Source organism: Streptomyces lincolnensis (genome assembly GCF_001685355.1).
GTDB classification, from domain to species: Bacteria; Actinomycetota; Actinomycetes; order Streptomycetales; family Streptomycetaceae; genus Streptomyces; species Streptomyces lincolnensis.
Window position 1 is genome coordinate 9,741,885 of record NZ_CP016438.1, and the last position, 13,360, is coordinate 9,755,244.

The 13,360-nt window shown below is 71.9% G+C and carries 8 protein-coding genes; all 8 read left to right on the forward strand.

The annotated features are described in order from the left end of the window. The first annotated feature begins 202 nt into the window (after positions 1-202). The 8 genes from SLINC_RS43010 to SLINC_RS43045 all read left to right on the forward strand — a co-directional run bounded on the left by SLINC_RS43010 (position 203) and on the right by SLINC_RS43045 (position 13,340). Entirely contained in the window at positions 203-1,681 is a 1,479-nt protein-coding gene (locus tag SLINC_RS43010) for a sugar transferase (RefSeq protein ID WP_067446460.1), read from the forward strand. A gap of 73 nt (positions 1,682-1,754) precedes the next feature. Beyond that, a complete protein-coding gene (locus tag SLINC_RS43015) occupies positions 1,755-3,080 on the forward strand; it encodes a nucleotide sugar dehydrogenase (RefSeq protein ID WP_067443834.1) in 1,326 nt (441 codons plus the stop codon). Further along, positions 3,070-4,335 carry a glycosyltransferase family 4 protein gene (locus tag SLINC_RS43020; RefSeq protein WP_067443835.1) on the forward strand — a complete coding sequence of 422 codons (1,266 nt, stop codon included), beginning with the start codon at positions 3,070-3,072 and terminating at the stop codon, positions 4,333-4,335. Before SLINC_RS43015 ends, SLINC_RS43020 begins: the two co-directional genes overlap by 11 nt. Continuing rightward, positions 4,332-5,702, forward strand: coding sequence for a YveK family protein (locus SLINC_RS43025; protein WP_067443836.1), 1,371 nt, complete (start codon positions 4,332-4,334; stop codon positions 5,700-5,702). Before SLINC_RS43020 ends, SLINC_RS43025 begins: the two co-directional genes overlap by 4 nt. Then, positions 5,699-7,252 carry a Wzz/FepE/Etk N-terminal domain-containing protein gene (locus tag SLINC_RS43030; RefSeq protein WP_067443837.1) on the forward strand — a complete coding sequence of 518 codons (1,554 nt, stop codon included), beginning with the start codon at positions 5,699-5,701 and terminating at the stop codon, positions 7,250-7,252. Before SLINC_RS43025 ends, SLINC_RS43030 begins: the two co-directional genes overlap by 4 nt. Positions 7,253-7,255: 3 nt before the next feature. Next, entirely contained in the window at positions 7,256-9,178 is a 1,923-nt protein-coding gene (asnB, locus tag SLINC_RS43035) for an asparagine synthase (glutamine-hydrolyzing) (protein ID WP_067443838.1), read from the forward strand. 17 nt (positions 9,179-9,195) lie between these two features. Continuing rightward, positions 9,196-11,391, forward strand: coding sequence for a bi-domain-containing oxidoreductase (locus SLINC_RS43040; protein WP_067443839.1), 2,196 nt, complete (start codon positions 9,196-9,198; stop codon positions 11,389-11,391). Next, entirely contained in the window at positions 11,388-13,340 is a 1,953-nt protein-coding gene (locus SLINC_RS43045) for a heparinase II/III family protein (RefSeq protein ID WP_067443840.1), read from the forward strand. Before SLINC_RS43040 ends, SLINC_RS43045 begins: the two co-directional genes overlap by 4 nt. Positions 13,341-13,360: the final 20 nt, after the last annotated feature.

Consider the following 13,360-nt stretch of genomic DNA (forward strand, 5'->3'; position numbering starts at 1 on the left):
CAGGGGAGTTGTTCGAGTGGCGCTGACGTAGGGGGATGCCGTTCGAGGGAGGTCAGGGCCTCCCGAGGGGAGGAGCAGCAGCGCGGTGCCGGGGGGCGGGGGTCTCCCGGGGGGAGTAACAGGGCGGGAGACGGGGGTCTCCCGAGGGGGAGGAATCGTGTTGGGCGAGCACGTCGAACCCACTGGCGACATAGGCAGAACGGTGCAACAGGGGGAATTAGTCAGCCCGTTTCCGTCGGTACGCGGGCAGCCGACGGACGGGGAAATCAGCCGGCCCGCGATCGACTGGGAGCAGCGGTACCGCCGTACTGTGATCATCAGCGATACCGTGGCCACCGCCTTCGTGGTGGCGGCCATCGGCGGCTTCTTCGGAGCCCGGGACGCGGCCAACTGGCATGAGAAGTGGAGAATTCTCGCCTTCGGCACCGAGCTCCTGGTGATCGGAGCGCTCGCGATGAGCCGGGCGTGGGCTCCGGCCGTACTCGGCCAGGGCGCCGAGGAGTTCCGCCGGCTCGGACGCTCCGTGTTCACAGCGGCCGTCGTACTGTCGCTCGGCGGGATCGCCCTCAGCTCGCGCAACATCAAACTCTGGATCTTCGTCGCGGTCCCGGCGATCGCGCTCGTCACGATGACCGAGCGGTATCTGCTCCGCCTCTGGCTGCACAAACAGCGAAAACAAGGACGGTGTCTGCGACCGGTGCTCGCTGCCGGCAGCCCGGCCACCGTGCGCGACCTGATCGCCCGAGCCCGTAAGTTCCCGCATCTCGGCTGGCGGGTGGAGGCGGTCTGCACACCGAACGGTCTGGGGGTCGGCGATGGCCGACTGGACGGCGTGCCGGTCGTCGGACGGCTGACGGACGTCGCTCACCAAGTCCGCCAGGGCGGCTACCGGGTCGTCGCGGTCACACCCGCCCCGGACTGGTCACCGGAGCGGCTCCAGCGGCTGGCCTGGAACCTCGAAGGCAGCGATGCCGAGATGGTCGTGGCCCCGGTGCTGATGGAGGTGGCCGAACCACGGCTCCAGGTCGACGCGGTGCTCGGGATCCCGCTGCTGCGGGTCAGCATGCCGACCTTCACCGGGGGCCGCCGGGTGATCAAGGGGATCGTCGACCGGGTGGGCGCGGCGCTGCTGTTGGTGCTGTTCGCGCCGTTGATGGTGTTCATCGGGATACTCGTGCTGGCGGACAGCCCGGGCGGGGTGTTCTACCGCCAGCGCAGGGTCGGCAAGGCCGGCCGCGAGTTCACGATCTTCAAGTTCCGCACCATGGTCGCCGGGGCCCACGGGGCACGTGCCGCGCTGGCGGACCACAACGAGGGCGCCGGCCTGCTGTTCAAGCTCCGTAGGGATCCGCGGGTGACCCGGGTGGGGGCGGTGCTGCGCCGGTACTCGATCGACGAGCTCCCGCAGCTCTTCAACGTGCTCACCGGCTCGATGTCGCTCGTCGGCCCGCGGCCACCGCTCCCGGAGGAGTCCGCCGAGTACGGCCCGGACATCCGGCGGCGGTTGCTGGTCAAGCCCGGGCTCACCGGCCTGTGGCAGATCAGCGGACGCAGCGACCTGCCGTGGGAGGAGGCGGTACGGCTGGACCTGCGGTACGTGGAGGACTGGTCGCTCGCCCTGGACGCAGTGATCTTGTGGAAGACGCTGCGTGCGGTGCTGCAGGGCCAGGGGGCGTACTGATGCGCGGCGGCCGATGTCCGGCCGGCGCGCGGACCGCAGGCCGCAAGGGCCTGCCTGGGGGGAGGAACGGGTCATGAGGGTCAGCGTCTTGGGGCTCGGCTACGTGGGCTGCGTGTCGGCAGCGTGCCTGGCCGAGATGGGTCACGAGGTCATCGGGGTGGACGTGAACCAGGCGAAGGTCGACCTGGTCAACGACGGCAAGGCCCCGGTGGTGGAGGAACGTATCGGCGAGGTCGTCGCCGAGGCGGTGCGGACGGGAGCGTTACGCGCCACCGACGACGTCCGCGAGGCGATCATGGGCAGTGAGGTGTCGTTGGTCTGCGTGGGCACGCCGTCGGAGCCCAACGGCAGCCTGTGCACCACCTACTTGGAGCGGGTCACCGAGCAGATCGGCGCCGCGCTGGCGGAGCGCGGTGGGAGCGGTGGGCGGCACACCGTCGTGTTCCGCAGCACCATGCTCCCGGGCACCTGCCTGAACCTGCTGGTACCACTCCTGGAGAAATACGTCGGCGGCACGGCCGGGGTGGACTTCGGGGTCGCGGTCAACCCGGAGTTCCTGCGCGAGGGCACGAGCGTGCGGGACTTCTTCGACCCGCCCAAGACCGTCATCGGCGAGATCGACCCGGCGAGCGGCGACGTGGTCGCGGCGCTGTACGACGGACTGCCCGGCGAGGTGTTCCGGGTGCCGGTCCCCACGGCCGAGGCGATCAAGTACGCGGACAACGCGTTCCACGGTCTCAAGATCGGCTTCGCGAACGAACTGGGCGCCATATGCCAGGCGCTCGGCGTGGACTCCCACCAGGTGGTGGACGTGTTCCTGGCCGACCGCAAACTGAACATCAGCCCCGCCTATCTGCGGCCCGGCTTCGCCTTCGGCGGCTCCTGCCTGCCCAAGGACCTGCGCAGCCTGGTCCACGCGGCACAACGCGCCGACGTCTCGGTGCCCATCCTCGCCCACGTGCTGCCCTCCAACTCCGCCCATCTGCAACGCGCGGTGGACCTGGTCGAGCGCACCGGCAAACGCCGGGTGGGCCTGTTCGGGCTGTCCTTCAAACCCGGCACCGACGACCTCCGCGAGAGCCCGCTCGTCGAGCTGGCGGAAAGACTCCTCGGCAAGGGCTACGACCTGAAGATCTACGACGGCAACGTGAACCTCTCCCGGCTGCTCGGCGCGAACCGCGAGTACATCGAGAACCGGCTGCCGCACATCGCGCAGCTGCTCACGGACTCCGTCGACGAGGTGCTCGAACACGCGGAGGTGTGCCTGGTCGGCACCAAGGACCCGGCGGTGCTGTCGGCGCTGCCCCATGGTGACGGCCCGGTGCTGGTCGACCTCATCCGCCTTCCCGACGCCGAGGCGCGCCGGACCGAACCGGGGTACGTGGGCCTTGTCTGGTGACGTGAGGGGCGGTGCCGGGCAGGGCCGGCGCGCGCTGATTCTGGTGGAGAACCTGTCGGTGCCGTTCGACCGGCGGGTGTGGCAGGAGTGCACGACCCTGCGCGAGGCGGGCTGGGAGGTGCACGTCATCTGTCCGCGGGGACAGAAACGGGACACGGAGCCGGAGGCGGTGATCGACGGGGTGCGGATCCACCGCTACCCGTTGCGCGCGGCCACCGGAGGGCCGGCCGGCTACCTGCGGGAGTACGGATCGGCGTTGTGGCACACGGTCCGGCTGGCCCGCAAGGTCGGCCCGGTCGACGTGGTCCACGCCTGCAACCCGCCCGACCTGCTGTTCCTGCCGGCACTGTGGATGAAGCGGCGCGGCGCGCGGTTCGTCTTCGACCAGCACGACCTGGTGCCCGAGCTGTACCTCTCCCGGTTCGACCGCGGCGAGGACCTGCTCTACCGCGCCGTGTGCGCGCTGGAGCGGAGGACCTACCGGGCCGCGGACATCGTGCTCGCCACCAACGAGAGCTACCGGGACGTCGCGGTGCGCCGGGGCGGCCGGCGGCCGGAGGACGTCTTCGTGGTGCGCAGCGCGCCCCAGACCGACCGGTTCCAACCGGTGCCGTCCGAGCCGGAGTTGAAGCACGGCAAGTCTCATCTGCTGTGCTACCTCGGCGTCATGGGCCCGCAGGACGGTGTCGACTACGCGTTGCGAGCCCTGGCGAAACTGCGTGACGAGCTCGGGCGGACCGACTGGCACGCGGTGTTCGTCGGGGCCGGCGACGCCTTCGACGCGATGGTGGAGCTGTCCGGGCGGCTCGGGCTGGCCGAGCAGGTGCAGTTCACCGGGCGTATCCCGGACGCCGACCTGGTGCGCTACCTGTCCACCGCCGACGTCTGTCTTTCGCCGGACCCGCGCAATCCGCTCAACGACGTGTCGACCATGAACAAGGTCCTGGAGTACATGGCGATGGCCCGGCCGATCGTCTCCTTCGACCTGAAGGAGGCGCGCGTCTCCGCCGGCGACGCCGCCGTGTACGCACCCGCCAACGACGAGGCCGCGTTCGCCGGGCTCATCGCGGATCTGCTGGACGATCCGGAGCAGCGGGCCCGGATGGGCAAGATCGGCCAGGAACGGATCAGCGGGCCGCTCGCCTGGCGGAACTCCCAGGCGTCGCTGCTCGCCGCCTACGGCGCCGCCTGCCGCGACCAGGCTCCGGTGTCCGCGGGCGACCGGGTCAGGATCGGGAAGAGGCGCCGTAGTTGAGCGAGGACACGATACGCCTGGTCACGATCGGGCGGGTCATTCATCGGCGGTGGCGGCTGCTCACCGTCCTCGCCGTGGTGGGCGCGCTCGTCGGCTTCGGCGCCTCCGTGGTGTTTCCGCCGCGCTACACGACGTCGGCATCGGTCCTGCTGTCGGGGCAGTGGGAGGAGCGTGAACTGCTGACCCAGACGGCGATCGCGACCAGTTCGGTCGTGGTCGACCGCGCGGCCGACAGGCTCGGCTGGACCGCGGTCAGCGGCAACGAACTGCGCGAACGTGTGACCGCGACGGCCGCCGAAGGAAACATCATCAAGATCTCGGGTACCGCCGACACCCCCGAGCATGCGCAGCGGCTCGCCGACCAGGTGGCCGAGGAGTACGTCGCCTTCGCCGCGCGGCTCGCGGGCGACACCACCGACCCCGACGTGGCGACGCGGCCCGAGGCGCTGCGCAAGCTGGTGGTGCAGACCAGCCGCCGCATCACCGAGCTGGCCGACGCGGCCGATCCGGGGCAGAGCGTGGAAAGCGTGCAGGGCCGCACCGAGCTCGAAAAGCTGCGCACCTCGCTCCTGGAAGCCATGGAAAAGCTGGAGCAGGTCGACCCCTCGCTCAACAAGGCCAACATGGTCGTCATGGGACCGGCGGCCCGGCCGGCCGGCGAGGCCCCGCCCACCAGGACGCAGTTCGTCGCCGCCGGGGCGCTGCTGTTCTTCCTGCTCGCCGTCATCGGCCATCTGGCCGCCGCACGGGTGAGCCGCCGACCGCGTACCGAACCGGAGATGGCCGCGGCGCTGGGCTCGCCTCTGCTGGGGTCCGTCGACGTACCCGGTGAACGGCGCGCGCGGCGGCCCCGGGGCCGCGGCCCCGGGGCCTGGACGCGCTGGCTCCTCGGCGTCGACACCCGGTGGGACACACCGACCCCGCAGGCATCCGACGGCGAGGCCGGCCGGCAGATCCGCTACCGGAGAGTGTGCGCCCGCCTCCGGAACCAACTGCCGGCCACCCGGCGACAGCTGCTGGCGGTCGTCCCGGACGACGACGACACCGCCCGCCGCGCCGCCGAACGGCTCGCCGCCGAGGCAGGCGGCGATCCGCTGCTGCGGGTGGTGGAGCTCTCGGTGTCCCGGCCGCTGGTTCCGGACCGCGCCACCGAGTCCGGAGCCGTGGTCGTGATCGGCGCGGGCAGCCGGACCGCGGGAGAGCTCGCCGGCATCGCCGAGGCCTGTGCGGACGCCGGGCATGACGTGGTCGGCATCGTCATCGCCGACACGGTCCGGGTCCGTACGACGCGGTCTGCCGGCGCTCCGCCGGAGGGCACCGTGCCGGCGGCCGCGGTGGGCGCGGACACGGGGGGAGGCCCAGCGTGACGACGAGCACGATGCCGGAGCCGCCGGCCACCGCTCCGCTCTTCGACGTACAGGCACTGGTGGTGGCGGTCCGCAGACGCCGCCGCTTGTGGTGCCTCGCCGCGCTGCTCGGCCTGCTGGCCGGTGCGGCGGTGGCGGTCCTGCTGCCGCCACCGCCGACCGCGGTGACCACGGTGCTGGTCGCGCACGAGGCGGATCAGCCGAACGACCCCGGAACGCTGATCCGCACCGACGCCGCACTGCTCCAGACCACGCGGATCGCCGGCCAGGCACTGAAGTCCCTGCGATCCCCGGAACGCCCGGAGGACTTCATGCTGGACTACCAGGGCGTCGGCCTCACCAACAACCTGCTGCGGATCACGGTGACGGGCGACAGCGACGCGGAGGCGGTGGCCCGCGCCAAGGCGCTGGCCGACGCGTTCGTCCAGGACCACGTGCGCCGCATACAGCAGGCGGCGAGCGCCGAAGCCAAGGCTCTGCTCGGCCAGCGCGACGCCCTGCGCGACGAACTGGCGCAGGTCAACGCCGAGATCGGCGACGGAACGCCGGAGAGCGACCCGCAGACGTCGGCGAACCTGGAGTCGCTGTTCGCCCGCCGGGCCGAACTCACCTCGCGGATCGCCGACTTCGACCAGCGCGCCGAGCAGGCGCGTGTGGGCACGCCCCGGCTCATCGCGGGCACGCAGATCGTGGACGCCGCTCGCGCGACACAGCACTCCGTGCCCAGGACCGCCGTCACCAACGCCGGGATCGGACTCGTCCTCGGACTCGTCCTCGGGCTCGCGCTGGCCGCGGTCGGCGTGGTGGTGGCGGACCGCCCCGTGCTGCGCCGGCAGATCGCGACGCACCTGGGCGCCTCGGTCATCGCGGAGCTGCCCCGCCGGCCGGCACGGCTGTGGCAACGCCGACGGACCCGGGCGGCACGCGAACGGCTCACCGCGACCCTGGCCCGCACCGTGCGCGGCTCCGCGGAACCGCTGTCCCTGCTGGAACTGGGCTGTACGCGCAGTGCGAGCGCGATCGCCCTGGACCTCGCCCGGACGCTGGCGACGGAATCGCCGGTGGTCGTCGTCGACGGCCTGCCCGGCCGGCAGCTCGTCGACCGCCGCCGCGCGCCGGGAGATCCGACCGTGGTCAGCGGCGAGCACGCCGAGGCCGTATCGCCTCAGGAACGCCGGCTGGGCCTCGGCTCGGTCGCGCCCGGCACCGCGTGGACCGACCTCCGTCACCTCGGCACGCAGACCGTGCTCGTCGTGCGGGCCGGGCACGGCAACGCCGCATGGCTGCACACCGTGGCGCGGCAGCTCGCGGACCAGCGCATCGAGGTGATCGGTGTGGTGCTGACCGACCCCGATCCACGTGACCGGACCGACGGCACGCTGTGGGACGGCGCGCACACCGCGCTGCGCGGCCGCGGCGAACGGCCGGCCCGGCAGAACGGTGGGGGTACCTCCCACGCCGTTCAGGCAGTGGGGGAGGGACGGCAGCGGACGGAGCGGGAGCCGATATGGGCCGCGCGGGTTACGGACAACGACCAGGAGGCGCGGTAGCACATGTGTGGCATCGCAGGCACGTACCGATGGCCGGACGGGAAGATCGTGACCGACCGGCTCACCGAAACCCTCGCCCACCGCGGCCCGGACGGAGCGGGCCGTTACGGCCACCCCGTCGGTGACGGCGAAGTCCAGCTCGGACACCGCCGGTTGGCGATCATCGACCTGTCCGAGACCGGCGCCCAGCCGATGGTCTCGGACGGCCTCGCCCTGACGTACAACGGAGAGCTGTACAACGCGCCCGAACTGCGCGCCGAACTGGCCGCCGCCGGGGTGCGCTTCCGCGGCACCTCCGACACCGAGGTGCTCCTTGAGGCCTGGCGGCGCTGGGGCACCGACTGCCTGCCCCGGCTGCGTGGCATGTTCGCGTTCGGGATCTTCGACGAGCGCACCGGCGAACTGGTGCTGGCCCGCGACCAGTTGGGCATCAAACCGCTGTTCCTGCTCCGGCGCGGCCAGGGCCTGGTGTTCGCCTCCGAACTCAAGGCGCTCGCCGCCGTGACCGGCGGATCGCTCCAGGTGGACCACGCGGCGCTGGTGGCCTCACTGCTGTACTACTGGGTGCCGGACTCACGGTGCGCGTTCCGCGAGGCGGAGAAGCTGCCGCCGGGGAGCTGGCTGAGGGTACGGCCCGACGGCCGGGTGGACAGCGGCCGGTACTGGAACCTGCGGGACGTCGCCGCCGAGGCCCGCGACAGTGAGCCACCGGACCTGGCCGCCGTCGTCGAGGAATCGACCCGGCGCCACCTGCTCTCCGACGTCCCCGTGGCGACCTTCCTCTCCGGCGGCCTCGACTCCAGCTACCTCACCGCGCTGGCGGCCCGTGACCGGCCCGGGATCCCCGCCTACACGATCGGGTTCCGCGCCGAGGACGCCAAGTTCGAGGCGATGCCGGACGACCTGCGCTACGCCCGACAGGTCGCCGAGCGGTTCGGCGTCGACCTGCGGGAGATCGAGATCGCCCCGAACGTGCTCGACCTGCTGCCGCAGATGACGTACCACCTGGACGAGCCGATCGGCGACCCGGCCGCGATCAACACCTTCCTGATCTGCAAGGCCGCCCGGGAGGCCGGGATCAAGGTGATGCTCTCGGGGATGGGCGCCGACGAACTGTTCGCCGGGTACCGCAAGCACCTGGCCAACCTGCTCGCGCTGCGCTACCAGCGCGTCCCGCGGCCCCTGCGGCGCGGGGTGTCCGCGACCGTGGACCGGCTGCCGGTCGCGACGAGCCGCCGGGGCTACCGGTCGGTGCGCTTCGCCAAGCGGTTCCTCTCCTTCGCCGAACTGCCGGAGGAGACCGCCTTCCGGCGCAGCTACACCATGTACGACCAGAACGAACTGGTCGCCCTGCTCGATCCGGACCTGGCCGGAACGGTCGAGGACGTACTGACCGAACACGCGGACACCTACCAGGACAACGTCCTCGACGACTTCGTCAACCGCATGTGCCTGACCGACGCCCGGATGTTCCTGCCGGGCCTCAACCTCGCGTACACCGACCGCTCCAGCATGGCCGCGTCGACCGAGGTGCGGGTGCCGTACGTCGACGTCGAGGTGGTCAAGGCGGCGTTCGCGGTGCCCGGCGACCGCAAGATCGTCGGGCGGCAGGGCAAGGCCGTCCTCAAGGAGGCGGCCGCCTCGATCCTGCCCCGGGAGATCGTGTACCGGCCCAAGGGCCTGTTCAGCGCCCCGCTGCGCGCCTGGATGAGCCGGGATCTGGCACCGCTGGTGCGCGAGGTGATCAACGACGGCGAGCTCGTCCGTTCCGGATTCCTGCGCCGCGACGCGCTGGCCCGGATGGTCGCCGAGGACGCCGCCGGGCAGCGGGACTTCTCCAAACATCTGTGGCATGTGCTGACCCTCGAGTACTGGTATCGCGGCGCGACCTCTGGGTCCGGTCAGAGCACTCGGTTATCGGCTTAGGAATCAGAGGAGTACGGGTGAAGCAGGTTGTACAGAACTACAAGAGCGGCGAGCTGGCGGTGCTGGACGTGCCGGTGCCGGGGTGCAAGCCGGGCGGTGTGCTGGTCCGCAGCGCCTACTCGCTGATCTCCACCGGGACCGAGCTGATGAAGGTGTCCGAGGCCGGCATGTCGATGCTGGGCAAGGCCCGTTCCCGTCCGGACCAGGTGGCCAAGGTCATGCAGAGCGTGGCCACCAACGGGGTGCCCGCCACGTATCGCAAGGTGATGGGCAAGCTGGACTCCTACACACCGCTGGGCTATTCGCTGTGCGGGGTGGTCGAGCAGGTCGGCACCGGCATCGACGACGTGAAGGTCGGCGACCTCGTGGCCTGCGCCGGCAACGAGCACGCGCTGCACGCCGAGCTGAACTGGGTGCCGAAGAACCTCTACGCCCCGGTCCCGGACGGCCTCGCGCCGCGGCACGCGGCCTTCGGCACCGTCGGGGCGATCGCGATGCAGGGCGTGCGCCGCGGCGAGCCGCAACTCGGCGACGTGGCACTGGTCATCGGCCTCGGGCTGATCGGGCAACTGGTGGTGCAGCTCCTCACCGCTTCCGGTGCCCGCGTCGTCGGCGTCGACCCCGACCCGGCGCGGTGCGAGCTCGCCGAGCGTCTGGGCGCCGCGGCCTGCGGCGATCCCGCCTCCGAGGCAGTGGAGGCCGCCGTCGCCGACCTGACCAGCGGCCACGGTGTGGACCAGGTGTACCTGGCCGCCGGCGGCGGCAGCAACCAGCCCGTCGAGCTGGCCGCCCGGCTCTGCCGGGACCGCGGCCGGGTCGTCGACATAGGCAAGTGCCGCCTGGACCTGCCGTGGAACGCGTACTACGAGAAGGAACTCGACGTCCGGTTCTCCCGCAGCTACGGCCCCGGGCGCTACGACCCGGAATACGAACTGGAGGGACGGGACTACCCGATCGGCTACGTGCGCTGGACCGAGCGCCGCAACCTGGCGTGCTTCCTCGATCTCACGGCCCGCGGCCGCGTCGACGTGGAGCCCCTGGTCTCCCACGTCGCCGACTTCGACGACGCCGTCGAGACGTATCAGCGCCTGAAGGACGGCGATCTGAAGGCCGTCGCCGTGCTGTTCCGCTACCCCGAGCAGACGGCCGACGAGGCCGAGGCGAAGGCCCCGACGGTCGCCGTGCCCGCGGTGAACGTGAAGCCGGCTCCGGCCCGGCCCGCCAGGACACCGGTGCGCCTCGCGTTCGTCGGCGCGGGAAACTACGCCACCTCGATGCTGCTGCCGCACCTGGCACAGCGCGACGGCGTCGAGTTGTCGGCCGTCGTCACCACGACGGCGCTGTCCGCGGCCAACGCGCAGCGCAAGTTCGGCTTCACCGAGGCGACCACCGACCTCGACGCCGTACTCGGCGACAAGTCCATCGACGCGGTGTTCGTGGTCACCCGCCACAGCTCGCACGCCGAACTGACCCGTCAGGCCCTTCTCGCCGGCAAGGCGGTGTTCGTGGAGAAGCCGCTGGCCCTCACCGAGGACGAGCTGGCCGGGGTGCTCGCCACGGTGGAGGAGTCCGGCAACGACCGGATACAGGTGGGCTTCAACCGCCGGTTCTCGCCACTGCTGCGGGAGGCCAAACAGCGGTTCGGCGCCCGGACCGGTCCGGCGAGCCTGCGCTACCTGGTCAACGCGGGCCGGCTCCAGCACGGCAGCTGGTACCTCCAACAGGGCACCGAGGGATCGCGGTTCGCCGGCGAGGGCGGGCACTTCATCGACACGGCGAGCTGGCTGCTCGACGCCGACCCGGTATCGGTGTACGCGGTGGCCGCCTCCGGCACCGAGGACCTTCAGGTCGTCCTGCGCTACCCGGACGGGTCCACCGCCACCATCAGCTACGTCACCACCGGCGCGCCCGGCTTCCCCAAGGAGACGCTGGACCTGGTCGCGGACGGAAAGGTGCTGCGGCTCGACGACTTCGTCCGAGCGTCGCTGTATGCGGACGGCGGGGCCGGCGGCAAGCGGTGGGTGAGTTCGCGGCTGCCCAAGGCCCGGGACAAGGGCCAGAACGCCGAACTGGCCGCGTTCGTCAAGGCCGTGCGGACCGGCGGGCCGATGCCGGTGCCGCTCGCGTCGCTGGCCGCCACCACGGCGGCCACCCTCGCCGTGCGGACCGCCCTCACGGGCGGCGCGCCGGTGACGCTGGCGAGGCCCCGATGACCATGAGCGCGGGCTGGTACCTGCGGCGGCTGTCCCGGATGGGACCGGGCGAGGTCGCGGGCCGGGCGGGCGACGCGGTGCGCAGACGGCGCTGGCGCTCGGCACGGCCCAACTGCCCGAGCGTGACCGGCGCCCGGTTCACCTCAGTCCTGCCCACCGGGACGATCGCCGCGATACCCCCGGACGCCGCGAAACGTCTCATCGCCGAGGCGGACCGGCTGATGTACGGGCACGCCGAGTACTTCGGGGTGGTCCGCGACGACCTGACCGACCCGGACTGGTGGTACGACCCGAAGACCGGGCGCCGGGCTCCGTGGGGCTACGCCTTCGACGTGCCGTACCGCGACGAGGACATGGTCGGGGACATCAAGCAGATCTGGGAGCTGTCCCGGCACCAGTATCTGACCGTGCTCGCCGCCGCCTACGCGATCACCGGGAACGAGCGGTACGCCGAGCGCGTGGCCGAGCACCTGCGCTCGTGGTGGGCGGCCAACGCACCGCTGCACGGAGTGCACTGGATCAGCGGCATCGAGCTGGGCATCCGGCTGCTGTCCTGGGTGTGGATCCGCCGGCTGCTCGACGGCTGGCCGGGCGCGGCCGAGCTGTTCGAGGACAACCCGGTGGCGCTGAACCAGATCTGGCACCACCAGCGCTGGCTGGCCGCCTTCCCCAGCCGGGGGTCCTCGCAGAACAACCACGTCATCGCCGAGACCGCCGGGCAGTTCGCGGCGGCCTGCGCGTTCGGCTGGTTCCCCGACTCTCAGCGGTGGCGGGCCGACGCGCTGCGGTCGCTGGACCGGCAGCTGCGCGGCAACACCTTCGCCTCCGGCCTCAACCGTGAACTGGCCACCGAGTACCACGGGCTGGTGCTGGAACTCGGCCTGGCCGCGGTGGCCGAGGCGGACGCCGCGGAAGTGCCGGTCCCCGCGTCGACCCGGCTGGTGCTGCTGCGGATGACCGACGCCCTCGCGGCCGTCGTGGACAACCGGCTGCGGCCACCGCGCCAGGGCGACGCGGACGACGGGCACGGTCTGGTCGTGGACGGCGCGGGCACCGACCGCTGGGCCTCACTGCTGGCCACCGGAGACGCCGTGTTCGGCCGACTGGCCTGGTGGCCGACGGTGACCGGCACCGACGTACGCACCCCGCTGCTGGCCGCACTCATCCGGCCGTACACGAAGAACGAAACCCGGCCGGCCGACCGACCGGCCCACTTCGCCGACGCCGGGCTCACCGTCCTGCGGGGCCCGGGGGAGATCTGGTGCCGCTGCGACGGCGGCCCGCACGGCTTCTTGTCCATCGCCGCGCACGCCCACGCGGACGCGCTGTCGGTGGAGGTACGCCACGACGGCGTCGACGTGCTCGCCGACCCGGGCACGTACTGCTACCACGGGCAGCCCCAATGGCGGCAGTACTTCAGGTCGACGCTCGGCCACAACACCTTGCAACTGGACGGCGATGACCAGTCCGTCTCCGGCGGCCCGTTCCTGTGGACCCGGCATGCCAAGAGCCGGGTCCTGGTCGCGGACACCTCCGGCAAGGGTGTGGCCCGCTGGTGCGCCGAGCACGACGGCTACCGGCGCTCCGTGCACCGCCGCAGGGTGGAGCTGACGGCCGCGAGCCGGGAGCTGACGGTGGTCGACGAGATCCGCGGCAGCCACGGCCCGCGCCGGGCCGTGCGGCTGGCGTTCCACCTCGGTCCGGCGATCACCGCGGATCTGGTGGGGAGCCGGGCGGAACTCACCTGGACCCGGGACGGCGAGGACCGCTCCGCGGTGCTCGATCTGCCCGGGCAGCTGTCCTGGCGGGCCCATCGCGGCGAGAACGACCCGCCGCTCGGCTGGTACTCCGCCGGCTTCGGGCGCAAGGAACCCTCCACCACGCTGGTCGGCACCGGCTTCGCCGACGGCACGCAGGGGTTCACCACCGTACTCAGGTTCCACGGCTAGGGGGCTGGTGATGGGTCTCC